This window comes from Fangia hongkongensis FSC776 = DSM 21703 (genome assembly GCF_000379445.1).
Taxonomy (GTDB): Bacteria; Pseudomonadota; Gammaproteobacteria; order Francisellales; family Francisellaceae; genus Fangia; species Fangia hongkongensis.
In genome coordinates, this window is record NZ_KB902239.1 from 39,902 (window position 1) to 66,311 (window position 26,410).

Below are 26,410 nucleotides of genomic sequence, written 5' to 3' on the forward strand. Positions count from 1 at the left end.
GGGGAGATAAGTATGAATATCTGTAGGTATAGTTTTATCATACCATGTATGAATGAAGAATGTGTATTACCAGCTCTTTTTGAGCGACTAAATGGAGTGTTAGAAAAGTTAGATGGTGAAAGTGAAGTTATTTTTATTGACGATGGAAGTAGAGATAAAACAGCGGATTTAATTTATCAAGAGATGAGAAAAAGCAGTTACATAAAATTAATTCGATTGTCACGTAACTTTGGACATCAGTCAGCGGTAACTGCTGGTTTAGACAGAGCTCAAGGAGATGCAATCATTATTTTAGATGCAGATTTGCAGGACCCCCCAGAAACGATTCATGATTTAATAAGAAGTTGGCGGGCTGGAAATGATATTGTTCATGCTCAGAGGGTTAAGCGACAAGGTGAAACATGGTTTAAAAAGAGCTCAGCATCACTATTCTATTATTTTCTATCGAAGCTATCTTCAGTTAATATCCCACAGAATGTTGGTGATTTTCGCTTAATTGATAAAAAAGTGTTACATGCGCTTAGAAAAATGCCTGAAAGAGATCGTTTTTTAAGAGGAATGTTTTCATGGGTTGGCTTTAAACAGTCAATAGTCCAGTTTGAGCGTTCTTCTCGCTATGCAGGGAAAACTAAATATTCATTTAGTAAAATGCTTAAACTTGCTATAAGTGGAGTAGTCGGGTTTTCAGATATCCCTTTAAAGCTTGCATTATGGCTAGGTGGTTTAGTGTCAATTGGTGCTTTATCCTATGGTCTTTATATTGTAATTATGGCGCAGTTATCAGACATAATGGTCAAGGGCTGGGCATCAACCATTGTGATTTTAGCGTTTTTAAATGGAATTAGCCTATTAGTTAATGGAGTTATTGGCTTATATATTGGACGCATTCATACTGAGAGTAAAAGTCGACCTCTTTATTTGGTTTCCAATGAGTACAACTTTGATAGTAATGTGAAGCATATGGAGAGATACGCAAATGAAACAAAGTGACTTTGATAAATATGAAGATAGTTATGTGGAAACTGTTGAACGTTCTATTCAGTTTTCAGGCTTAAAGCATGATTTTTTTCAGCAAGCAAAACAAAAAATGTTAAGACAGGTTATCTATAAGCACTTTAGAGGGAATGAAAAGTTATCACTATTAGATGTTGGCTGTGGTGTGGGCTCACTCCATCCTTATATTAAAGAGCTTGTTCACTCTATTGTAGGTGTTGACATTTCACATCAAAGTATCAAACGTGCAAAGTTAAATAATAGTGATAATCGGTACTTTTCTTATGATGGTGAAAGATTACCATTTGAAGCTAATAAGTTTAATATTGTAATGGCTGTATGTGTTATGCATCACGTTCATCCTGATAAATGGTCGTTTTTTTTGTCTGAGATGTCAAGGGTTACTCAAGAGAATGGATTGGTCGTTGTAATTGAGCACAACCCTTTAAACCCTTTGACAAAGTTTGCAGTGTCTCGTTGTCCATTTGATGTTGATGCCACTTTATTAAGTGCAAGAAGAGTAAGTAAGTTAATGAAATATAATAACCTTAACCATTTAGACTCTAAGTATTTTATTTTTTCTCCTTCAAATAAAAGTTTCGTTAACCAAGTGGAAAAAAGATTAGCTTGGCTGCCTTTTGGTGGGCAGTATATCGCTGTGGGAATAAAATAGTTATGAGACTATTTATACAAAGTATTCGGTTTACAGTGGTTGGGGTGCTTTCAACGAGTCTTTATTATTTGTTTGCTTTATTTTTTCAAAAGCTGTTTGTTGATAATAGAGTTGTTGCATCTATCCTTGCTTATTGCCTTTCTGCGGTATTCTCATTTTCTGCACATAAACAATATACTTTTATAGGGTCAACAGGAAGTTTAAAGGGGGAGGTAATTAAGTTTATGATTGTAACGACTGTTGGCTTAATGCTTGCAGCATTAATTCCTTTTATTCTTTCTAATTATGACTCAAAATATATTTATTTAATTACTGCATCAATTATCCCGGCTGTGACATTTGTTTTAATGAAGTTTGTAGTTTTTAAGTAATTCATTTCGCATATTGTTGCTTTATCCATATGAGTTTACATTCTAAGTGTAACTATAAATATTTACTTTACATTACTGGTGCATACTGTCTTTTGCTAAGCATTTCAAAATACAAAGATGTTTTAGTATCAAAATAAATAATGGGGGATTTATTTTATGAAGAAGTATTTATTATTATCAGCAACGTTATTCACGCTATCAAGTGGTGCAGTTTTTTCTGCTGATAATCATATCACAAAAAGCGGTTTGGTTGTCGGTGTTGAAGGTGGCTATGGTCAAATTCAAAGTAGCTTTTGGGATGACCCTAATTTGGATAAAAAAGAAGGGGGCGCGATAGGGGGCGTCACACTTGCTGGGCAATATGCAATTAACTCTTTTTTGGCAACAGGCGTTGAAGTTGGAGCTCAGTATGGGCGTAGGCTACTAAGTTATAGCTATGGTGGGGATACGCTCATTAACTATAAAGATACGCTGATTTTTCCAATTCAAGCATTTATTAAATTCCAGTCTGCTTTTGGCTTAAATACTACCTTGGGTGCAGGCTATGCTTACATTGCGCAGCATGTGACTTATGGCAGCGGTAATAATCAAGATGAAGAGGTTGCTAAGAAGTTTAAACCAGTTGTTAGTGTAAAAATAGGCTGTCAAATCACCCAGAAGCTAGAGGTGTATGGCAAATACCAGTATGTATTTGGGGATAAAGACAAACCAGTTACTCATGAGATAAATAAGCCCAATCCTACTCAGGCAATTATGCTTGGTGTTTCTTATACATTGTAGTGATGAAGAGACTGCGCAAATTACGCATTTTTCTTTAAATAGAGATAGATATGATATTAGGTAAAAAAGGAAAATGCTTGAGAAAATAAAGGATATAGAGGTATATTCGGTATCAATTGTAAAGCCAAGCAATTGATTTTTACATTAAATACATATCTTTTCATAAAGTAATCATACCTGCCTGTTAGATTTATCATCAGAATGAGTAATCTTATTTAGACTATAATTCATCTATCAACTGTTTAATTTTTACTAAACAAATTGGATTACTCAGAGAATAACTTTATTGGAGAAGGTAGGATGAAGAAGATAAAAATAAAAGCACTGGCCTCAATATTGGCATCTATTATATTTGCAGGTATTTTAGCAGGCTGCCAAGGAAGTGATGGAGATAGTAATAATCAAGATGAGTCTAGTTACTCTGTTTCTGCAAGCGCTGAGCCAACCACTGCAATTGGAAAAACACATGAAATTAAAGTTACCGTACACTCTGAACATAAAATCCTCAGGGTGAAAGGAGAAGATCAGCTCGCGATTTCAAATGTTAGGCTACATTTTTTAGATCAAGACATAAATAATGATTTCACGGTGAATTACTCAGACAGTTGCCAGGTGCTATCTGATACAGCAAGCTGTATTATTAAACTGGTGCCACATCAAAATGAGATGAAGATTCTCAATCGTGATATTTATTATACTATTAGTTATAACGTCAATGGTGCGCAGAAAACCCTAGCAAAATCATCATTCAAAGTTGAGTCGTTATCCTTCTCTGACCCATTGGTGGTGAGCGCTGGAGACAGTAAAGTTTTTTCGCTTAAAAATGATACAAAAAGTGATTTCCACCTTAAAAGTGATGAGTTTTCTATAGAAGGTGCTCTGGCAAGCCAGATACAGCTCGCCAATAATACTTGTGTGGGAAAACTTGCTGCAGGGGCTAGCTGCTCTTTTACATTAAATGCAGATAGTCAGCTCTCTTCAAATGAGCAAAAGCTTGTGATAAAAGAAAGTAATGGTGTTTCTATTTTATCAGGTGAGATAAGTGTTATTCGCCCTGAGATAACAATAGAGAATAAGCTTGGTTTAATTAAGCCGCATACTGAGATGAATCGCTTACGTATTGTAAATAATACTGATGCAGATATTATTGGGCTTCATGTAAAAACGCCTGATTTGACGGATGTTGTCGTGCGAAATGGCTGTACTGATGCACGTTTAGAAAAGCATGCAAGCTGTGAGATACAGTTTATTGGTGATGCTGAACCAGAGGGGAAAGGCAATATTACAATCAGTGCCAATAATGCAGATAGTAGATCGGTTGATGTTAATGCATACACGCCGTCATTTAGTGTGAGTCTGCCTAAAACACAAACAACACTATCGGCGAGAGAAGAAGATAGCTTCACTATTTATGTTGAGAATAACTATCTTCAAGAAGAGATAAAAAATCTTCAATTAAAAGGCCTTAACCAATTCCCTAAGTTTTCACTTTCTGAAAAAGAAAGTACCTGTTTATCGCACTCAGTGCTAAAAGCAAAAGAGCAATGTATCTATGTTGTGAAGTATAATGCCTCCAATCCATCACAAGTGAAGAACTACGCTGTCAATTTAAGTGTTAGTGCAGATAATATGAAAACTGAAAAAGCAGCGTTTCAGCTTAAAGTTTATCCAAAGTTCTATGCAGTTCCTTATGATTTACTTTCCTATAAATTACTGCCATCTCTAGCGATCAATAGCATTGCTACCAGTGGAAGTGATTTATATGTAGCAACGGATAATGGTATAGCCAGCTCAAAAGACAACGGGCAAACTTGGCATAATTATCGGGATTTAGATGTCAATCAGGAGCGTTTTTCAGCTATTGCTGTACAAGATGGTACGATATATGCAGCCAATGAAGCAACACTATATGTCTCTAAAGATGATGGGCAGTCATGGGTGAAAAAAACCTATCAGCAGATTTCAGGCAAGATATTACCTAAGCATTTATCACTTTATCGTATTATAAGTACAGCACGCAGGGTATATGTAATTTATATGAGTGAAGTGAGTGCTGAAGTCTATCAATCAATAGATGGCGGGGATAGCTGGAGTCCTGCACCAGATGCACTAAACAATGTCATTTCTATTACTCAAGATAAGGCAAGTGGCAAGCTTTATGCCATCTCACCGCTTAATGGTATATCGGTTTCGGATAATGGTGGTAACACATGGCAGGTTAAAACAGACATACAAACTGAAATAGGTGAAAAAGGCGCTCTGAGTTACTATCAATACGGAGAGAATGCTTATATTGTACCGTTTAATAATCAGTTTGAGCCAACAGGTTTATATATATCCCATGATGGTGGTAAGACTTGGGAAAAGAATGAAGCAATTGAGTCATTATTAGTTGAAGATGCCCCTACATTTATATACGGCGATCAAAATGAAATCTATGTCACTGACTCAAATGGAGAAAAGCTACTGGTTTCCAAAGATGCTGGCAAAAGCTGGCAGGTAATAGGCGCACAAACAGACTTCCCTGATGAGGTGAATGTTAGCGGAATTGTGTATCAGGCTGATAAAACCTATGTAGCAACTGATAAAGGCTTGTACCTTTCTGAAGATCAAGGTGCTACTTGGCGTATTGTTGGTGGCGATGCAGATACTATTATGACAGATGATGATAAAGTGGTTGACTATTATGATGGTGTGCTTTATAGCACAACAGACTATGGCGTTATTGTTAAAGCATCTTATGATCAGGGAAAAACGTGGAATGTGCTTGTAAGAGGGCGTGATTTACCACCAGAGGTGCTTGATATTCATCACAGTGGTTTAGCTTCAAAGACTTATGTACATGAAGGGAAAATCTATATTTGGAATCCAGAACATCAGAAAAACTGGGTTTATATTAGTAAAGATCAGGGTCAACACTGGGAAAAATCAATGTTACCTTCGTCAGGAAATGATGTGTCAGTCAAAGATTCCATGTATACCCATGGGGAGAATATCTATTTTGCAACAGGAGGCGGCATATATCTCTCGCGTGATGGTGGAGTGAGTTGGAAATATGAAGATGTTAAAACATTTTTCCAAGCGGATAATGTGTATGCTATTAATGCAGTTAGCGGGTTTGGAGATAATGTTTATGTCATGGGAAGAGGAACCTATCGAGTCTTTATGGCTAGAATATCACATGATAATGGTGTGAGCTGGGAAAGTTCAAACTTTAATATTCCCACAGGCGAGGACAGTCCGATTATGGGGCTCACTACTTGGCAGGATAAAGTCTGCTTTATTAGCGATGAGCCAACGATTTACTGCTCCGATGATAAAGGAAAAAACTGGAAAGCGATTAAGCACTTTGCTGATACGAATAAATACACATTTAGTGATATGTACATGTATGACAACAACTTATATCTATACACTGGAAGTAATGAGCTACAAATATTAAAAGAAGATGGTAAGTTACTCAGTTACAGTGAACAAGATGGGATAAAAGGCGTACGAATTGAAAATGTACTTGTTGCAGGGAAGTATCTTTATGTATCATCAAGCTCAGGCATATACAGAGCAAATCTGCTAAGTGTATTATCGTAGTGAATGTAAAATCAGGCTATTTACAAAAACTACAACTTCTTTCAAATTAACTACATAACTGACTGTTACCTTTTCTACGCCCAAATAAAGAGATGATTTTTATTTGGGTTTATTTCATCCACGAGGAAACCAGAAAAGGGAGAATAAATGTCACTGATAAAAATCAATCGCTTTAGTGCTTATTTCGTTGCTGCTGGCGTTGGCGCTATGCTATCGCAATCACTGTATGCATCGCTACCTAATGTACAAAGTGTTAAAGCTGTGCTAGAGAGAGATAATACACAAAAAAGTATTAATAATGGGGAGAGTATTCTAGCTCAACCGCATGCTTTTGCTCAGCGCTTTAATCAGAGTAGCACCAATCAGAGAATTACCTCAGATGCACTTAATCAAGCACTAAAGGGTGACTATCAGGTCGATAGGCAAACAGGGGTTTTAAATCTTAAGTATAAAATAGGCAGTATCTTTGCCAATTTTGGCTTAGGGCCCAATTACACGCCAACGTTGATTTACCAACAAACCTTAAAAGATAAAGATACAGGTTTTGGTAAGGGCTGGTTTTTAAATACAACCCGCATTATCCAAGTAGGAAATAGGCATTTAATTGTATTTTCAGATGGCTCAAGTCAGTATCTTACAAAGCTTGGAGAAGGCGGTAAACTTCAGTATCATAAAGAAAATGATATTAAGCTCCAATGGTTAACAAACTCGCAACATAACCTTCTTAGAATTCGCTATAAATCAGGCATAACAGAGACTTTGGATAAAGAAGGTAGGCTGAAGTCAATTAAAAATGAGGCGCATAAGGGCTTACGTTTTTATTATCGGGATGATGGCCGCATTGAGAGCATTGCAGACGATGATGGTAATGAGGTTTATTTTAGCTATGGCACAAATGAAATTACTGTTAACTCCGGCAGATTTATTAATAATAAAGACAGTAAAGTTGTCTTGAGTTTATCCAATGATCGTTTAGAGGATATTGCTTTTAAGGGAGCAAGTGAAAATGAGCTTCTTAGTACAGCAATAACTTACAATGCTTTAGGACTGCCAGAGGAGCTGAAAAATCATCTTAAAACAGATCATTTCACTTACCAAGCATTGAGCATGCCTGATGGAAGTAGTGTTTATGCAGTAAAAGAGCAAGAGATGAGTGCTTTAAATGCAAAAACTTTACTGACAAGTTACAGCTATGATGGCAGTAATTATACAGGCTATCCGTTAGCAGCAGGTATGCACTATCAAGCTAATGAAGATAATGCCTATGCTCAGTCAGCTGATTTTACTTATACAACCAGCCAAATGCATGCTGGTCTTAAGATTGAAAACACATACAATAAATGGCACCTATTGGTATCACAAAAAAAGATTAACCTTTCAAATAATCAGCTCTTGAGAGAAACGAGCTATCGATATAATCTAAATGATGCCACAAACTACGCTGAGCTTGCTAAAAATTATAGCCTCCCAGTAGAAATTAAAAAGACCTATTACAATGATATTCATGCAAATCAGCGTGTAGGAACTCATTTTAACACTCATGATAAACGTATTGAAACGACTACAAAAAGCTATGATGATAATGGCAATTTGCTTGAGGTGATTGAGAGTGATGGCACAAAAAAGCGCTTTCGTTATTTGCCGGCTAATCGTTATGGCTTTGTGAGGGACTTAGAAGAGGAAAGATATTTTCCAAGAAATAGTAACACACCAAATGATATTGAGTATTACATTACCCAATATGGTTATGAGGATTATGGTCAAGATGGGTATGATCATGTGAAACTATTAACCTCGGTTAAAAAAGGCGCAAAAAGGCGTGATAAAGAAGCACAGTATTACTTAGAGAGCGTGAATACGTATTACTCAAATCCAGATGAAGAGAGTCTTTATACAAGGCTTAAAACAACGGAGACTAAAGATTTAGTAGGTGATCCTGATTTAAAGGCAGTAAAAACAAGTTATCAATATACGCTTAATAGGAAAGCGGGCGAGCTTAATTATGTCATGCAAAAACATTTGAATAAAGCACAGAATAAGGTGGATCAAAGCGCCACAGAAGCGGCAGCAGTTACTAATACAATTGATATTAGAAATGGCAAGCTGTTACGTATCACCAAAGGTGATCAGGTACAAAAAATCTTTGAATATGATCCTTATAATCGTTTGAAAAAAGAGGTAATACACCCTGAAAGCCAGTATGCAAAGGAAGTTAGCTATAGCTATATCTCAAATGATCATGAGCTCTCTACAACGGTGATTAAACCTACTGATGAAAGAGTGAAAACGCGCTTTAATGGTTTTTATCAGAAGGTCGCCCAGTATGTGCAAAATGCACAGGGTGCTGATAGTTATAAACTTATCAACATTAAATATAACCGTAAAGGGTTGCCACATGAGTGGATTGAGTATGATAATTTAACAGCTGATAATGCGGCAGATGTGGTGAATGATCAAGAGACTTTCTATGATGTGCTTGGTCGGGAAGTAAAGACACTCTTAAATGACAAACTAGAGAAATACACCTTTTATAATGATGTTGACAACCTAGAAGTGAGTTATTTAAAAGAGAAGGGCTCATCTGTAATAGAACGTGTGGATAAAAAAGCCTATCGTAATGGTCAGCTTGTATCTGAAGGCACTTATAAACTAGACAGTGATATTAATCATTTAACGCCTTTAAGCAAAACAGACTATGAGTATGATGGTTTTAATCGTCTCTCAAAGACACTTTTGAGTAATGGCAGCACACAAGAAAACCACTATGATATTGCTGGGAACCTGATTAAAGAAATCACATCTTCTCTAGATAAACTAGAGCAAAGTGGAACATACAAAAAATATAACCTATTAGGACAGGTTATTGAAACTGGGCGATTATCAGGCGATCAGCTTGAAGTTGAGAACCCATATGGCACTCGCCAGTACAATGCTTTGGGTCAGCTTGTCAGTGAACAAGATCTGAAAGCCTCTCAAAATCGTAAAACCTACACTTACAATAGCTTCGGCACACTGGTGTCCAAAGTAGATTTATCTGGAAATCAGATCAAATATGATATAGATCCAACTTTGCAGCTGCCTATTTTAGCGTACAGCACTACAGGTGGTAGTAAAGATACTGAAGGTGAAAAGCAGTTTGAATACAATCACTTTGGTGAGTTGAAAAAATTAACAGCCAATGGTTATAGCATAATCTATGAACATGGAATAAATGACTTAATGGACACTTTAGTTGTACTCAAGGGTGATCAATTGATTCAAAATGAGCGCTATAAGTATACCAAGGCAGGGCGCTTATCACAGTCAAACAAGGAATATTACAATAATGAGCAGTTATTACTTAAAAATGATGATACATATCACTATGGGGACTTTGGTCGCATAGAAGAAAGAGAAATTAATCTCACAAAAGAAGGTGAGAGTAAGTCATTTGGACTTATTTACGCATATGATGGATTAGGTAGGCAAACTGGGATCTTATTAAATGATTTCATTGATGCTAACTATCATTATAATGATAAGGGTTTTTTAGATAAAATAGCCTATTCACAGTCAAAAGGTGAAGTACAAGATTTATATGCTGTGCAATATGGTCGCTCACGCAGTAATAAGACTGGGTTTTATACTGGCAATATAGCCTCTCGTGAAATAAAAACACCTTATTATGCAGGGGAGAGATCTTATAGTTATGACTATCTCAATAGGCTTAAGACGTTGGAGTGTAACTCAACTCAAGGTCGTGTATGTTATGCAGAGAATACATCTGCCAGTGGGGTTAGGCATGATGCAAAGAATAATTATTTCTATGATGAAAATAATCAAATAAGTTCGGTAGAGTTTAGTAATATAAATGGTGCTCAACAAGCAACTACAAGCTATGATTATGATGGAAATTACGCATCACGTCTTCAAAGCATAAACCATTCAGTTGGAGGCGCGCGTGGGATGGTGTACTATGATTCAGGCAGTTTGGAAAAAACCTGCTTTGCTTCAAACTGTATCGGTCAATACCGCTATAGACACTATGAGTATAATAAATTCTCTAAGCTTGATTCAATTCAAACTATTGCAGGTGGTGCCATAGCTGATAGCACAGAGTATAGCTATCTTCCGAATGATCAGTTGGTCAATGTATTGTATCAAAATGATAGAGGGAGGCTGAATACTAAACTATTTTATAGTGATAATAAGCTTTCAGCTATCTATACCAAGGATCCTGATCATAGTGAAAATACAAACCTAAAGGGCTATATTTATGCCAATGGTATGGCCGTTGCTTCGATAAATAAAGCTTTGCAATTGAGCTATTTGTTGCATGATGAGAAAGGTAGCGTTGTCGCTGAATATCAAGAGGATAGCGAAATACAAAACAAGCTTAATTGGATGAAAGCTTCTGAGTATACCGCCTATGGGGTCGCTTATCATCCTATGCTAGAGCGTCAATCACGCATAAAAAGGAGCATCTCTGCAACTTCGAATATAAGTCCACTTGGTTTTCTTGGTCAGTATACGGATAACAATACCAATTTGCAGTATCTGGGTAATGGGTATCGAGCTTATGATGCAAAGGTAGGAAGATTTATTTCACCTGATGGTCTCTCTCCCTTTGGAAAAGGTGGACTAAATGCGTATGCTTATGGTGAAAATAACCCTGTTTTATACTCTGATCCAGATGGGCATGCAATTATTATTTCAATGCTAATCGCCTCAATTGTTTCAGGCGCTGTGATTGGCGGAACAGTCGGTGCCATTACAGCGGGGATAAATAGTAACTGGGATTTGGAGAAGACTTTATTAGGTGCACTTAAAGGCTCACTTCAAGGTGCTGTAACAGGTGCATTTATAGGTGCAGCACCTGTCTTTGGCGCAGGTGCGTTTATTGCGGTTCCAGCTTTAGCGAATGGTGTGAATTTTGGTATTGATCTTGCCTTTGGTGTTCCAGTTGAGGAAGCACTAGTAAAATCAGCAATTGGAACCTTGACAGGCGGCATGCTGGGCGCAGGTGGATATGTTGGTACCTTGAGTCGATTTGCAATTAAAAGTGCCGTAAAAAGTGCAGCGAAATTTTCCACACCAATGGTAACAAAATTTGGAGCAAGCTATCTCTCTTCTGTAGCCTCTCGCATGCCAGCTTTTGCAGCAACCATGCTGATGAGTAAAGAAGCAATGGTTACAAATGCAGCAAAAGCTTTTGCAGGTGTTAGCTCACGCACGATTAGCTCTTATGCATATAAAGGGATTTCCATTCTTAATATGCAAGATGACAGTACTTCGCTAGATCCGCTTATGTGGGGCTAGTTATAGCGCTATTCTCTAATAAAATAGTATTCTTTAGCGCCTTCTGGGCACTGATAACACCATTTTCTTGTACGGATAATTGTAAAATCTTTCTCACATAATCAACATTGGCATCTGGATTTAATGCATAGATCAGTGAAACAATGCCTGCCACATGAGGCGCTGCCATTGATGTACCTTGCATATAGCCATAATCGCCATTGACTGTAGAGAGGATCTTACCTTTTTCTCCATAGATTTTATCATCACCACCAGGCGCTCTGACAACCAGTGATTTAACTGGCCAGCTATAGGGATCATTGTAGGTTGAATAAAAACTAAGTGCACCTGTTGGGCCACTTGCTTCAACAACAATGGCGTTGATATCTGGGCAACCAGAGGGGATGCTGTAGAAAAGGGTGCGGCTATCATTTCCAGCAGCAAGGACAACAGTGGCATTCATCTTATTGACGGTATTAATTGTATCTTGCCATGCGCTACAAAGTGATGGCATATAATAGTATTGCCATGCACTGTCAGACACATACCATGGTTTACTCATTCCAAGGCTTAAATTGAGCACTTTTGCAGGGTGTGGGTTGTCTTTAATGTTAGCAATATTCAGTTTGTCACCTGCTGCCCATTTTACGCCATCCATAATCGAGTATGTCCCACCTGAACCATCGTCACCTAAGACTCTAACGGGGGTGACTTTAATCGCTGAAACAGACCCTATTACGCCTGTGACATTGGGTCCATTTGCTGCAATGGTGCCTGCAACGTGTGTGCCATGAAAGCTGCCATTATCATAGATATTATCCGATATAGCGACACTTTGATTATTCATATAGAAGTAATAAGTCGTGTCCATATAGAGGTTTTGTTGAATATCAAAAGGCGCATTTTTGGCGATGCCGCTATCAACAACAGCAGTGTAAATAGCTTCTTTGGCTTGGTTAACTAATTGCCAAGCACCATCAGCGCCAACGCCTATACCATCATTATGCATATCCCATTGATCATCCCAGCGTGTAACATTCATTGTGTGACTGTTATTGACCTCAGTGTAGGCTTTCATGGTTGAGTTTTTAGGAATGGCATAGATAACCTCAGGGTGTTTTTTCATAAATTCACTAGCAAGTTTATAGGCATTGATCTCAGCTTGTTCTTTCATGCTGACAAGTGGGGCTAAGGCCATATCCTTATAGGCACTATTTTCAAGGCTTAGAATATAGGTGTTATTACTGAGCTTTTCCTTAATATGATAGTCACTTTGCGCTGTTAGATTGGATGTGCTTTCAGCGTCAGGTTTATATTTGACAATAAGCTCAATATTTCCACTTCCATAACCTAAACTTAAAGTGACAAGTAAGCTGATACTGGCAAGAATAATGGACAGTTTTTTCATTTCTCTCTCCCGATTGATTAAAGCAATGAACCATAGGTATGATTCAAAGTCAGCTCTAGTTTAAGATTTTTACAGTTGCAAGTAGTTGGCTTAAAAGCATGGGCTTTTGTCTTATTTGGTAAGTATTTTGAGCTTTTTATAATCACTTTCTATTGCTTGGGAATAGTGCATTATTAATGCTCAGTGTAAAAATATGAAATCTGAGGAAATTCACTTTATTTCTATCACTATTTGACTACGATTTATTTCGAACAAGGGAAAAGGTAAGTTTTAAGATCAGGGAGATTTGTGTGCATGCGTTTTATCATATTCATATCACTTTATAAAGAAAGAGTGAGTGTCCAAATATGTATGTCTTTTGCCCTTAAATGGCATTTACACATTAGAAATGAATCTCTAGCTTTTTAAATCAGCAAGCTTGTCTTTGATAAAAAATCTATTTTGAAGAAGAGAAAAAGGAGAGAGATTGTGAAATATAAAATACGGTGCATCGCTGTTTTCCTAGTGATTGTTAATAGCGTATCACTTGCTGAAGCTGAGATTATCCCACAATACGAGCGGCTTAAAAGTCAGCTGAGCCCCGTAAGCTTTATGGCCATGGACGCAATAGGCAGTAGTGCCTATTCGGTGCTTGATTTTGCGGAGCTTGGCTCGGGTGTGATGCCAGCGGATAATTCAATGGCGCCAATCATTTGCATTAACAGGCCGAAAGACAATGAGGTCTCTTTAGGTAGCACAGAAAGTCAACTTCGTTTTAAATTTATTAAAGATACGAAAGAGCTCGCATCTGAGTTAAATCTAAACTCATCTTTAAAGGCCAACTATGGTCTTCTCTCTGGTAGCATACAAGCAAACTATTTAAGTCAAACGGAAAATAACTCAAACACCCTGAACTTTTCTTTTTTATCCAAAAATATCACCAAAGTCAGGTTGAACACGAATGTGAGGCTAAATGATAAAGGCGCGTTGTATCAGGCTGAGCCTTTACTCTTTGCCAAACGCTGTGGAACAAGCATTGTAACGGCGCAGTCATTAGGGTCATATCTATATGCAAGTTTAAGCATTCAAACTGCCTCAGAGATGGAAAAAAGAGAAATTCAAAGTGAGCTAAAAGTCACCTATTCATCTTTAGTGGATGCGTTGGTATCGGTAAAAAATGCGGTGACCAACTCAGGTTTACGGGCAAGCATTGTACTTAATATTCGCCAAATTGGTGCTAATCCTGTGATGCTAAATTCAATTCTGGCAAAAGAAAACATGAAAGATGGCGTTTTAAACTGTAGTGCTAAGAATATTGAACCTTGTGTTAAAATTGCAACTGTGGTGATGGATTACATTGGCAGTGATAGTGATAGCACGGGCTATTTATATCAATTGAAGAAAATTGGTGAAGCCAAAACTTACAGTCAACTGAAGGCCGCTGGCGCAGTTAATATCGGATCTCCTTATACCATTTCAAGTGATGATATTGTGGAGGGAGCAAATGCTCCAGCTGACTTTGGAGAGAATTCAGAGGCACTTTTTACACGCTATCAGCACCAAGCTGAGATCTATACAGCAGCAGATAGTTTAAGAAGCTTATTACCTGTACGAAGCAGTTTGTACCCTTATGCGCAAGCGATTACTGAAACAGCGCGTCAGAACTTACAAAAAATAGAAAATGCACTTAGAAAGTGTATGGGATCACAAGGGTTATATAGTTGCTCTGACGCGGTATCTTTGCGTTCATATAACAAAGAAAACTTAAGTGCATTAAGCGCGCTCAGTTCCAATGGGCTTTTGAAAAACAACTTCCAGAGTTTTTTGATGTATCCATGGAGCGCAAGCTTGAGTAATAACAAATCTTGGATTATATCGCTTGTAAATAATACACTTTTATTATCTGGGGACTTTGGAGAAAATCAAAACTATTACTATCAGGGGATTAATGCAAACAATACTGAGGTCGGTAAGTTATATAACGACAAAGCAATTTATGCTCAGAACGTTGATAGCTTTAATTTCAGCGGTAAAACCTATTATTTGACCTATGCGGCAAAAGATCAGCTCCAATTAGAGGCGCCAAGTATAGGGATCAGTGGCTTGCCTAGAGTGCCATCCAGCATGTTTTTTTGGGATCCACAAAATGATAAGGGTTTTGGTGGAATTATCTCATTTAATTACAGCTACATTCCTGAAAATCAAGATTATAAGACCTTGCAAAGACTCATTAATTAAGGATAGAGAAATGATAAAGCGATCGATTCAATTATGCATGTTTTTAGCGATGCCGATGACACTTTTGGCATCAGCGGGCGTGGAAATTTATGTCAAAAACCTATGTCCAAAGAGTGTGATTGTTACAACCTGTTCAAACGACATAAAAATGGCTCTGGATGTACAGCAAGAGAAGAAGCTTGGCTATTTTACTACTGGGTCTATCTCACGGACACTTGAGGAAACAATCAAAGTAAAAGAGTCAGGTGATGGCATTATTTATACCATTGGCGAGGTAAGATTTCTTTTAAGTCCAACGCTCTATACTAACCATATCTCTGTTGCGCCGATTCAAGGTTGGCTAAAAATGGCAGTATATGACTGGTGGGAGGCAGATTTAGATGATAGCAGTGAATGGTGGAGTCGACCTTCTGGCACACCAAAGGTTCGCATTACTGTATGTGGTTAAATAAAGTGTATTACTGTTTACAAGAGCATGTGTCTCAAATGGTAATTATTTTGTCTAAAATAGGCATTTTGCTGTGTAACGATATCCATTAGGCTATAGGTGTGACTGTTGCAAACTCCTTTCCAAACGTACTAACTTTGCAGCAGTTACTTTGATTATGCACTTAATGCAAGCAATCAAAAATTGGGAGAGATATGACAAGTGTCAGTGAGCTAGAGGATATAGCTTTAGCAAGATACATTGAGGTTGATTATTTATTATTATCTTCAAATGTGACAGATACACAAAGAAAGACAAATACATCAGGGCACCTTCTGTATGTCGATACAGGGCAGATGATTATTACCGTTGAGGGTAAGCTGTCAGTGCTTTGTCAGGGGATGGCGATATGGCTACCTGATAATATATGTTATCAGCTTTCCTCAGTACACCATTGTCAGTACTATTTTGTACAGATGCTGTCAAATTTCACTTGGAAGTTGCCTAAAAAAATCAAACTTATGAATGCATCAAACTTACTTGAAGTATTGATAAAACGGCTGATTGCACATAAAGGTGAGCTATTTGACAAGGTGCATGAAAGCTTCTTTTTGTTAATGATTCAAGAGGTAAATGGAAGTGTTACTTTAAAGTATCATTTGCCGTATTGTTTGCACCCCAAAATTCAAAAGCTAACCGAGTATATTCTAAGCTTTGAAGATAGAAACTTCTCTTTGGAAGAAGCGGCAAAGTATTTAGCGGTTAGTAGTCGAACGTTAACACGCATATTCAAAACAGAATTCGGCTATGGCTATGGGAAGTGGTATCAGCAGCTAAAGTTGATAAGAGCGATTGGGATGCTACAACAAAATAAATCAGTTACCACCGCAGCTTACTCACTAAATTATAATAGCGACTCTGCGTTTATAAGAATGTTTAAACGATTAACTGGAGAGACTCCCGCAAAATTTTTGGCGCATATGAAACTGGAGTCAGGGAAGTAATTCGTATTTTTCTCAGAGGGGTTAACACGCATTAAGTGTTTCTACACATTTATTACACATTTTTCATTGATATTGAGAAGTTGAGAATGCCGGAAGAGTAGACATGGAGTTGTTTCAAGGGGGCTTTATGCAGCAATCCTCTTATTCTATTTTACGAGTATTCTTGTTTGTTATTTTTTGTTCAACAAATAAGAGTAAAAGGGAAATAATATGAAAGTTCTTTCATTATTGGTATCAGCATCATTAGCATCCATTTCACTGCCACTAATGGCAAGTGATGCTGTAGACAATGCGACTGAAATAAAGGTGCAAAACTCGCTTAATCAGTTATGCTCAAGCATCACGAGTACTACCGGCAAAGAGGTTAAGAGAGATACACTTGGCAATTATATTCTCACAGCAGGTGAGCATGCAGTAAATAACTATCTTTGTACTGTCTCTGAGAATAAGGCTTCAGATAAGCTGTATATTTATCAGATAGAACAGCATAAGGCAAATTGGTATGCTTCTTCTGACTATCAAGGTCATGATAACTGGAAAAAGAACCTGCAAGCAAATCAAAAAGCGCTTGATATTTCCAAATTTATCGACAGTAATAATTGGCTGGCGCTTAGTAATAAAGAGGGTGTCATTCGTCTAGGGTTTAAGACAAATGTACAAAGACAAAACCGCTATGCAATTAAAGTACATAACAATACCGCTGAAAACTTTAAAAATTGCCAGATAAAGCTAAATGATAAAGAGCTCTCATTTGCGGAGCTTCTACCAAAGCATGTGACAAACTTGTCAGTTGAATATGATGAAAATGTAAATTTGATCAAGTTAAGCTGTGATGTTAATAGTAAAGAGCTTGATATTTTTATAACAGGTGGCAGTAAACATGATCGCGAGTATAAATGGGCTAAGAACTTTGCCAAAACACACTATTATACGCTTCATAAGGAAAGTCATAGCACACCAAAAGGGCAGCTATATGATATAAATGTAAATGTATATCAAAAAAATACATCGAAAGCTAACTTGCTTATGCAAAAATCATCAGCGCCTTATTTTACTGATATGACTAATATAATTCAGCTTCTACCAGGCGGCGGCACAATCACTGAAATGTTTAATGGTGGCTATTCACTTTTTAGGATACTAACAGGGCAAAGTGTATCGCCGTTTAATAGTATCGTGACAAACTTGACTAATAAAATTAATGAAATTCTCAATGAGCGAGATTTAGCAACACAAAAAGCGAATGTACAGGCAAGCATAAATGGTAATAGAACAAAGCTTGATGCCCTAGAACGAGCAAGCACTGATATGCAAAAAGTTCATTTTCTAGTTAATGATAATGGCTATCTGGATTTTCTGAGTAATCAGTTAGATTTGACAGTATCAGGGACTTTAGAGAATGCAAATTCTCAAATTATTAAACTATGGAGTACACCATGGAGTGAAGGCAGATATTTAAAATCTATTTTAAAAGCACAAATTGCACTCGTTGCGCAGAAGCTCTTTTTATACAAAATGAAGATATTAAATTTGGCCTACGTTTCTAAATATTATAAAGCACAACATGACAGTACAAATCTTGAAACATATAGCTGTGATTATAAGAGTGCCGTTGACTCTCTTGATAGCTATATTGATGATACAACAAGTGGTTTAGCGTCCGTTATCAACCGAGTTAATGCATATATTGGGCATAGAACAGCCAATGGCACAATTTATGTGAATAGTACAGATGGTGGAGGCGATTTTACCGTTTCTTATGTTGACTGGGGTGCGAGTATAAGAGGTGCTCAAACTTTCTGGCTGTTTGGTGATACGTGGAAGTTGTATGATGCAATGGATAATGATAAGAAATTCTGGTCTACTGATTACTTTGCAAGCTACTCTCTTGCAGATAAACAGCAAGATGTCAGAAATAGAATGTCCCGTTTTCGAAGTGATAATCAGCAATATTGGGTGAGTGAGTTGCAGGAAATGAAGCGACAGTTGGAAAGCTACAAGCAGCTTGCTCAAGAACTGATTGATAAAACACGAGATAATATCCGTGGGAATAGATATTGTGGTGTAACACCGGTTACCTATAGTTGTACCTTCAGTCCCGGTATTGGAATTATGGGTGTCTATCAGAATGTCAGTTGTACCCCAGTGTATAATGGACAGTCTCTCTTTACAGAAGGCTCCGGATGTTTTTTCCATGACTGGAGTGAAATTGGAGCTAGTGGAAAAGACTTAGTATGCTTATATGCCAATAGTGGGCCTCTATATAAAAAATATGGGCAAACATTACAGTCTAATCTAGTGAATTGTTCAACCGATAGCGGTGCGCCAGTTTGTACTGTTGAACTGTAGTGCTATAGCGTTAAATCTGCATCTATATACTCATAATAGACTTTGCATCTTTATACAGGCGTTGTGATTATGCAAAGTCTTCAGATTGATCACCATGATAGAAATGTTTGAGATAAATGAATCATGGTGGTCATCTAAATGGAAAAAGAATAAAAGAGGGATAATGAACTTTCATAAACTAAAATCTATATTCAAAGATCAATCCGGTGCATACACAATTATGACGGCATTGATGCTGCCGGTTATTTTGTTATTTATGGGGCTTGCTATGGGGATGCTATCTCTTTTAAATAGCAAATCTCGCCTGTCTGATGCCAGTGAAGCTGCTGCATTTGCCATGGCGAAGGAAAATCATAAAGCTGATGATGATAAAAATCATGCCATTACGCAATCTGTCTATCAGTTTTACTTTCCTCACTTAAGTAATATTGGCGTAGATGAAGATGATAATACCCATACATTTAAAACAACGCATGTGGAAAAAAATCATACGACTCCACCCAATAGCGCCATTATAAAATATCCAGATAAAAACTACAGCTGTACATTAACAGAAGGCTATTATCAAGGCAGTGTTCATCACTATCGTGCTTCAGCTACAGATTTTAAAATAGCTTCGTTTGCTGGGAATTTGTTTGGCAATATTGGATTTAAAGCAATAGAGACAGTGGTTGGTACCGCTTTGGCGAAAACAGGTGGAAGCTATATTTCAGCAAGTGAAAGCTGTGTGTGTGATGTGGGGTTTATAGGTGTGCCACCTAATTGTATTCAAAAACCACATCCAGCATTAAGTAGTATCTCAGTTTCATTTGTTTTGGATTCAAGTAGTTCGGTGAGAAAAAGTTTTCCCTATGAAATTGACATGATTAAAACACTTGCAAATAGGCTTAGAAATACAATTGATCGAAATGCACGAATTAATTTTCATGTGTTAAGTTTTAATACACGGTTTAAAGACAGTGAGGGCACAGCTTATAGAACCTTAATTAAGAATATACAAAAAGTCATTGATAAAGAGCACTATTTAGAAGATGGTATTTTTACTTCAATGGGAATTTTGTCATGGCTTTCGCCTATGCCAAAAGCAAGTAAGGTGCGTAATATTTTAGATGATGGCGAATATCAGCAGTTTCTATCCTCACTTGATAATATTACCTATCATGGTGGTGACACAGGTATGTCAGCGCCTTATTTATACTCAATTCAAAAGCTGTATTATACAAAAGACACTAACCACAAAACGGTGAATAATCTATCCATTATCATGACAGATGGCTACCCAACCATCAGAAGGCCAGAAGATCATGACTATCAAATTAATACGTTAGATAAAGCATGGTTTTGTAATACAATTAGCGATCAGTTTCGACAAGATGGTAGAGAGTTCACTTCAATGCTATTTTTGATTCCAGGACAAAATGGTGCCAATGATTTTCCAAATAAGGATTTCATGAAAAACTGCTTTAGCAGTGATAGACGTTTTTATAATGAAACACTCAATCCAGAAGATATTGAAAGCTTTGTGAAAAGCATGTATCAAAGTATTCAAAAAGTGCTACAAAGTGAGTCTGGGACCGGGTTAACTGGAGGTGGAAACAATAACAAGCCAATAATAACGGGTGGCGTGAGAACAGCCAATAGCACACCGCGATTGATCTATCGTTGGGATACAAGCGAAATTGACCTGCCAAATTAAGCTTTATGGTTGTTATTTATCGCTTAACTCTCTAAAATCAACGGTATAACAAGCGATTTGAAGTGAGCATTATGCCAAAGAATGTTATCAAAGAAATCAAAGATGTTTTACAAGCATCAGACAAGTTAAGTTATTCTCAAACAGAAAAACTCTTAGGGCTTTTAGATCAATTACAACAAGAATTAGAGAAGTTGCCTGAAGATCAAAAAGTGCAGGCACTCGAGATTGCCAAGCTGACAAAAAGTAAAATTGAGTTAAGTCGTTTGCAAGATCCGCAAGATACCGAGTTTAATGATTTGCAACAAGCGGTTGTTGAATATGAAGTGACTCATCCAAGGCTGACTCATACAGTACGTTCAATTTGTAATTTTCTTATGAGCATTGGTGTATAAATTGTCACAAAGTACAAATATATTAGAGGCGCTTGGCATTGATGTTTGGCAATTATCTACAGCGCTTAAAGACAAATATCCACTAGATGATAATGACAAAAAGCGGCTTATTCACGTTATTTTAGCAAAGAATGAGGATCAAAATTGTATCAATCCGATGCTAAATGCCCTTTTTTTTGCCAGCGAGAAAAAAATATATTCACAAATCAGTACACTTGCACAAATAAACGTAGCATCTTCGGATATAGTCCTTTATGATAATCGATTATCTTATGAAATAAACCATGACAAAAGTTATGCAATACCCGTGTCAGAACTTAACAAAGCTAAGATTAAAAAACAGGTGATGATGGATGTCTATGCCGTATCAGATTTTGCCATTAAGTGAACATAATTTATCTAAAATTATGGAGATAGAGCGGGAGGTCTTTGAGTATCCATGGTCAGCATCACAAATGAAAGACAGCATTTTATCGGCACATACTGAAGGCTGGGGATTGTTTGATCAAAATCAGAAATTGGTTGCTTTTATGGTTATTTCAGTGTTGTTTGATGAGGCTGAAATTATTAACTTTGCAGTGAGAAAGTCTCAGCAGCACCAAGGGTTTGGTCAAAAGCTTTTGGCGTATTTATTAAATCATCTATCTTATAAAGGTATTGAAAAGTTATTCTTGGAAGTAAGAATCACCAACACCCCTGCAGTATCAATTTACCAGAAATATGGATTTCAACAAATTTCAGTGCGCAAAAATTACTACCGCGTCGGTGATAGTTATGAAGATGCTTTAGTGTTGCAGGCAGAGCTTCAACGAAAAGAAAGCTAACTTTACACTCTTTTACATTATTTTCACAAAAGTTAATATTTGAATCTTATCTTTCGGTAATAATATGAATTATCCAAACAGCTCTACCAAGAGAGATCTCTGGAGATGTTTGAGTGAAGTAAGACAATCGTGGGGGAAGCAAGGCACCGGTATTTCGATATTGGTGCCTTTGCTGTTATAATTTTGTGATGACTTCCCTGTAGATAAAATAATAATGGATGCAATCAAGGCTGCGAGAAAAGTTGAGCTTTTGCCACATGATGGAAATTGGAAGACTCTATTTGATCAAGAAGAAATTAGATTAAAAAAGATATTAGCAGATAACTTAATGGATTGTTATCACATTGGCAGTACAGCAATTAATAACATATATGCCAAGCCAATTATTGATATTTTATGTGTTGTTAAAACAATTGCTCTCTTGGATAAAATGGATGAAGCGTTTATTAAACATGCGTATACCCCTATGGGGGAGTTTGGTATCACAGGGAGACGTTTTTATATTAAATCAAAAGAAAAAAGAACCCATCATCTGCATATTTTTCAGGAAGGAAACAGTGAGATTAAGCGCCATTTAGCATTTAGAGATTTTTTGAACCAACACCAAGAATATGCCAGAGGCTACTCACTGATAAAACTTAAACTGGCCAAGATTTTCCCAAATGATATTGAAGGCTATATAAAAGGAAAAAATGCCTTTATTGAGTACATTGATTATCAAACGGGGAATGCGAAAAAGAGGCAACTGCAAGCAAGTGACACTATTAGTATTCAAGCGTATGATCTGAAATGGCGTCAGTTAGCTAATGCTGAAATAGAGATAATAAAAAGTTACTGTCAGAGTTTAGATTATTATCGTATTCTGCACATTGGTAGCACCGCAGTGCCAGATTTAGCCAGTAAGCCGGTAATTGATATTTTTATTGTGCTTTATAATCTTAATGAAGGTAGCAAGTGGGTGAAAGCTTTGGCACATTTAGGCTATGTATTTTGGGAAGATAATCCAGATAAGTCACATCTAAGACTATTTAAAGGGATGCCACCATTTGGCTCTGGCAGGACGCATCACTTACACATTGTGACAAAAGATAACGCTACTTGGGAACATCGAGTTGCCTTTAGAGATATTTTACGTAAAGATAAGCTGCAAATGAAAGCCTATCAAAAGCTAAAGCACCAGTTGGCTAAGCGATATAAGCACGATCGAGAACAGTACACTGAAAAGAAAGGTGAGTTTATCAAAGCGGTTTTAGCCGCTAATGGCTATGATAAGCCGGTGAATAGGTAGAAGGCTTTATTTATCAATAGCAAGAGGGATGTATATGGATCAAATCATTGAAACAAAAAGACTGATACTCAAAACTTGGGAAGCGCATGATATTGATCAAATGAGTAAAATTAATGCAGATCTACAAGTGATGGAGTATTATCCAAAAGCGCTTACAAAAGATGAGACAGCAGCCATGATAGCGCGATTTCATCAATATTATTTGCAATTTGGCTACACCTTCTATCCGGTTATTTTAAAGGAGAGAAAGGAGTTAATTGGTTTTACTGGTTTGTTAAAAGTGGATTATTTTAAGGCGCATTTCACTCCTTCGATTGAAATTGGCTGGAGAATAGCTTCAAAACACTGGGGCAATGGATATGCTCCTGAGGCAGCAAGTGCAGTATTTGAGCATGCTAAAGAGATGTTGCATATGAAGGGGCAGGAGATTGTGTCATTTACAGCAAAGGTCAATAAGAAATCGATACGCGTGATGGAAAAAATTGGTATGGAGCAGGATCTTAGTGGTGGATTCAATCATCCTAATGTTGATAAGCGTTCTTTTCTATCAGAGCATGTACTATATCGAAAGCAGCTCTAACATAGCATTACTTCCCAATGCAAAAACTGCCAAAAATCTCGCCTAAAAGATCATCAGAGCTAAATTCACCAGTAATAGCGCTAAGTGCTTTTTGGGCAAGATTGAGCTCTTCTGCTAGGAGCTCACCTATTTTATGATCAAGGTGCGCTTGCGCAAGTTCAAGGTGAGAGGACGCAAGATGAAGTGCATCTAAGTGGCGCTTTCTTGCAGTAAAAGCACCTTCTGTTGTTTGCTTAAAGCCAACGGTGTTGAGTATATGCTCTTTTAACTTGTCGATACCAAAATTATGCTTGGCAGAGATATACAGCTGATTCTCTGTATTTTGCTGTGCCACTTTGTCTAATAAATCAATCTTATTGTGGATATAGCTAATAGGAATATGCTTTGGAATGTCATCAAAAAACTCAGGCAAAAGGCTAGTGATATCATTATTTTGTAGTGTGTTGACATCAGCGACCAGCAAAATATGATCGGCATTTTCAATGGCCTTTATCGCGCGTTTTACCCCTTCAGTCTCAACGACATCATCACTTTGTCTCAGTCCTGCTGTATCGATAATATGTACCGGTAATCCATTGATATCAATATATTCACGCAGGACATCGCGTGTGGTGCCTTCAATGTTGGTGACAATGGCACTATCTTTGCCAGCTAGTGCATTTAGGAGGCTTGATTTTCCTGCATTGGGTTTACCTGCGATCACAATTTCAATACCTTCTTGTAACAGCGCACCTTGTTTTGAGGCACTAAGAACTTCATCAAGTTGCGTGTTTACTCTAGTCAGTTGATTTTGAATGGCTTGATCTTCCAGAAAATCAATTTCTTCTTCTGGGAAGTCAATCGCTGCTTCAACATGCACGCGTAAATGAATTAGCTTTTCAATCAGGGTGTTAATGTGTTTGGAAAACTCACCTTGTAAAGAGCGCGAGGCTGATTTGGCGGCCTGCTCAGAGGAGGCATTAATAATATCAGAGATGGCCTCTGCTTGAGCAAGGTCTATTTTATCATTTAAATAAGCGCGTTCAGTAAACTCGCCAGGTTTGGCAATTCGTGCACCATATTGTACGCTCAAAGCTAAAAGCATATTGAGAATCACAGGTCCACCATGAGCTTGAAGCTCTACAACATCCTCACCTGTATATGAGTGTGGCGCTTTAAAATAAATGGCAATGCCTTGGTCGATAATTTCTCCTGACTCTGAAATAAACGGAAGATAGTGTGCATGACGTGGCTTGAGTGTATATTCGGTAATTTTGTTCGCAATCTGATAAGCATTGTCTCCAGAGATGCGAATAATCCCGACACCTGCACGGCCGGGAGCTGTGGCAATAGCGGATATGGTATCTTTTGCGTTCAGCATAATGGATGGATTTTATGTCTTTTAATATGTTGTATTGTACCTGAGTGTACTGTTTATAACTACAGAAAAAGTGCGTGCAAGTGGATGCAATAACTGGCTATTTGTTGACTTTTAATGACATTATGTCATAATTTTAATATCAAATATAACAAATAGGTAATTCGGATGAAAAAGCCAAGACATAATCCAGTTGCAAAAAATTTGATGAAGCTAAATTATAATGCAGGCGTTCATCAAAAAACAAATAAAGCAAAGCGAGCAAATGATAAAAGGCGGCTTCTTAAGTCACTTTCTCATAGTGTGGATAGTTATTTATTCAGTATATTTTGTAATGAAGTAGGTTGAATAAATGACTATCTATTCTAATAACAGCTGCGAATCTCAGCAGTGAAAGAGTTTGTAAGAGATTTGTTGTGGGTATTAAGCTACTTTGGTATTGGTATCTATGATTGTCATTAACAAGGGCGTAATAGAAAAATTTTGTAAGAAGCATGCAAGGGCAAAAAAGAGTTTTGCTTCGCTACTTAAAATTCTAGAAACTAATACGTTTAGTCACTTTTCTGAGTTGACAGAAACGTTTAAAAGCGCAGATTATGTATATCATGTATTTACGATTTTTGATGTAGCAGGGAATAATTATAGGATGGTTACTGTCATTGATTATATATTCTCAGTCATTGATATTCGCTATATCTGGACACATGAAGAATATAATAAAAAACAGTCAGTATTAAAACGTGAGGCAAAAAAGTATGATCGCAATTAATGAGATTAATAAGTCATGGTCTTTGTTGATGCCGTATATCGAAGCATATAAAACTAAAAAACAATACGAGATGTCAAAAAAGCTATTACAAGAGCTGATGAAGCTGAACAAAGAAGCTAAAACTGAAGAAATAATCTCTTTTGCCAAAGCGTTAGCAAAACAAATTGCAAATTACGAAAGACGCAAACTAGATATAGCAGATGACGCCGATGCTAAAGAGGTTTTAGGGTATCTTATCAAAGTGCATAATTTGGCGCAGAAGGATTTGCCGGAGATAGGATCGCAGTCACTTGTCTCAAAGATTTTAAAAGGGGAGCGGAGCTTAACAACAGATCATATAAAAGCACTTTCTGCACGTTTTAACGTATCGATTGAAACTTGGTTTTAGTGTTACTTTGAAAATGCTTTGCGGGTGGT

Annotated in this window: 21 protein-coding genes; 19 read left to right on the plus strand and 2 right to left on the minus strand. The window is 37.2% G+C overall.

Annotation, left to right across the window (positions count from 1 at the left end):
* Window positions 1-12 precede the first annotated feature (12 nt).
* The 6 genes from A37Q_RS14215 to A37Q_RS0100225 all read left to right on the plus strand — a co-directional run bounded on the left by A37Q_RS14215 (window position 13) and on the right by A37Q_RS0100225 (window position 11,703).
* Complete coding sequence (locus tag A37Q_RS14215) at window positions 13-990, plus strand: glycosyltransferase family 2 protein (RefSeq protein WP_018298242.1); 978 nt, start codon at window positions 13-15, stop codon at window positions 988-990.
* Window positions 977-1,666, plus strand: coding sequence for a class I SAM-dependent methyltransferase (locus A37Q_RS0100205; protein WP_018298243.1), 690 nt, complete (start codon window positions 977-979; stop codon window positions 1,664-1,666). Before A37Q_RS14215 ends, A37Q_RS0100205 begins: the two co-directional genes overlap by 14 nt.
* Window positions 1,667-1,668: 2 nt before the next feature.
* Complete coding sequence (locus A37Q_RS0100210; RefSeq protein ID WP_035404230.1) at window positions 1,669-2,037, plus strand: GtrA family protein; 369 nt, start codon at window positions 1,669-1,671, stop codon at window positions 2,035-2,037.
* A 156-nt stretch (window positions 2,038-2,193) separates the two neighbouring features.
* Window positions 2,194-2,817: an outer membrane beta-barrel protein gene (locus tag A37Q_RS0100215; protein WP_018298245.1), complete on the plus strand. Its 624-nt coding sequence runs from the start codon at window positions 2,194-2,196 to the stop codon at window positions 2,815-2,817.
* A gap of 300 nt (window positions 2,818-3,117) precedes the next feature.
* Entirely contained in the window at window positions 3,118-6,405 is a 3,288-nt protein-coding gene (locus A37Q_RS0100220; RefSeq protein WP_018298246.1) for a WD40/YVTN/BNR-like repeat-containing protein, read from the plus strand.
* Window positions 6,406-6,552: 147 nt separating this feature from the next.
* Window positions 6,553-11,703, plus strand: coding sequence for an RHS repeat-associated core domain-containing protein (locus A37Q_RS0100225; RefSeq protein ID WP_018298247.1), 5,151 nt, complete (start codon window positions 6,553-6,555; stop codon window positions 11,701-11,703).
* Here the strand turns inward: A37Q_RS0100225 and A37Q_RS0100230 are convergent.
* Window positions 11,690-13,090, minus strand: a complete 1,401-nt coding sequence (locus A37Q_RS0100230; RefSeq protein ID WP_018298248.1) for a S8 family serine peptidase — start codon at window positions 13,088-13,090, stop codon at window positions 11,690-11,692. The genes A37Q_RS0100225 and A37Q_RS0100230 overlap by 14 nt on opposite strands.
* Before the next feature lie 468 nt (window positions 13,091-13,558).
* On the opposite strand from A37Q_RS0100230, the gene A37Q_RS0100235 reads away from it, so the two are divergent.
* From A37Q_RS0100235 to A37Q_RS0100280, 10 genes are all read left to right on the plus strand, one after another.
* A complete protein-coding gene (locus A37Q_RS0100235) occupies window positions 13,559-15,307 on the plus strand; it encodes a hypothetical protein (protein WP_018298249.1) in 1,749 nt (582 codons plus the stop codon).
* A gap of 10 nt (window positions 15,308-15,317) precedes the next feature.
* Window positions 15,318-15,755 (plus strand): hypothetical protein, encoded by a 438-nt coding sequence (locus A37Q_RS0100240; RefSeq protein WP_154648587.1) that lies wholly within the window; start codon window positions 15,318-15,320, stop codon window positions 15,753-15,755.
* Window positions 15,756-15,949: 194 nt separating this feature from the next.
* Window positions 15,950-16,738 (plus strand): AraC family transcriptional regulator, encoded by a 789-nt coding sequence (locus A37Q_RS0100245; protein ID WP_018298251.1) that lies wholly within the window; start codon window positions 15,950-15,952, stop codon window positions 16,736-16,738.
* 210 nt (window positions 16,739-16,948) lie between these two features.
* Window positions 16,949-19,087, plus strand: coding sequence for a hypothetical protein (locus A37Q_RS0100250; RefSeq protein ID WP_018298252.1), 2,139 nt, complete (start codon window positions 16,949-16,951; stop codon window positions 19,085-19,087).
* Between the two features lie 163 nt (window positions 19,088-19,250).
* A complete protein-coding gene (locus A37Q_RS0100255) occupies window positions 19,251-20,783 on the plus strand; it encodes a TadE/TadG family type IV pilus assembly protein (RefSeq protein WP_018298253.1) in 1,533 nt (510 codons plus the stop codon).
* Window positions 20,784-20,854: 71 nt separating this feature from the next.
* The gene (locus A37Q_RS0100260; protein WP_018298254.1) at window positions 20,855-21,175 is read left to right on the plus strand and encodes a DUF4404 family protein; all 321 of its coding nucleotides are present in this window, start codon (window positions 20,855-20,857) and stop codon (window positions 21,173-21,175) included.
* Between the two features lies 1 nt (window position 21,176).
* Window positions 21,177-21,563, plus strand: coding sequence for a hypothetical protein (locus tag A37Q_RS0100265; protein ID WP_154648588.1), 387 nt, complete (start codon window positions 21,177-21,179; stop codon window positions 21,561-21,563).
* Window positions 21,529-21,999 (plus strand): ribosomal protein S18-alanine N-acetyltransferase, encoded by a 471-nt coding sequence (gene rimI, locus A37Q_RS0100270; protein WP_018298256.1) that lies wholly within the window; start codon window positions 21,529-21,531, stop codon window positions 21,997-21,999. Before A37Q_RS0100265 ends, rimI begins: the two co-directional genes overlap by 35 nt.
* A 214-nt stretch (window positions 22,000-22,213) precedes the next feature.
* Entirely contained in the window at window positions 22,214-23,287 is a 1,074-nt protein-coding gene (locus A37Q_RS16345; RefSeq protein ID WP_018298257.1) for a GrpB family protein, read from the plus strand.
* A 34-nt stretch (window positions 23,288-23,321) separates the two neighbouring features.
* Complete coding sequence (locus A37Q_RS0100280; protein WP_018298258.1) at window positions 23,322-23,867, plus strand: GNAT family N-acetyltransferase; 546 nt, start codon at window positions 23,322-23,324, stop codon at window positions 23,865-23,867.
* A 7-nt stretch (window positions 23,868-23,874) separates the two neighbouring features.
* Here the strand turns inward: A37Q_RS0100280 and mnmE are convergent, their stop codons facing one another.
* Window positions 23,875-25,224, minus strand: coding sequence for a tRNA uridine-5-carboxymethylaminomethyl(34) synthesis GTPase MnmE (mnmE, locus tag A37Q_RS0100285; RefSeq protein WP_026196413.1), 1,350 nt, complete (start codon window positions 25,222-25,224; stop codon window positions 23,875-23,877).
* A 168-nt stretch (window positions 25,225-25,392) separates the two neighbouring features.
* On the opposite strand from mnmE, the gene A37Q_RS0100290 reads away from it, so the two are divergent.
* The 3 genes from A37Q_RS0100290 (at window position 25,393) to A37Q_RS15690 (ending at window position 26,381) form a co-directional block, all read left to right on the plus strand.
* Window positions 25,393-25,572 carry a hypothetical protein gene (locus A37Q_RS0100290; protein ID WP_018298260.1) on the plus strand — a complete coding sequence of 60 codons (180 nt, stop codon included), beginning with the start codon at window positions 25,393-25,395 and terminating at the stop codon, window positions 25,570-25,572.
* Window positions 25,573-25,672: 100 nt separating this feature from the next.
* A complete protein-coding gene (locus tag A37Q_RS14225) occupies window positions 25,673-25,993 on the plus strand; it encodes a type II toxin-antitoxin system HigB family toxin (RefSeq protein ID WP_018298261.1) in 321 nt (106 codons plus the stop codon).
* Window positions 25,980-26,381 carry a helix-turn-helix domain-containing protein gene (locus tag A37Q_RS15690; protein WP_018298262.1) on the plus strand — a complete coding sequence of 134 codons (402 nt, stop codon included), beginning with the start codon at window positions 25,980-25,982 and terminating at the stop codon, window positions 26,379-26,381. Before A37Q_RS14225 ends, A37Q_RS15690 begins: the two co-directional genes overlap by 14 nt.
* Window positions 26,382-26,410: the final 29 nt, after the last annotated feature.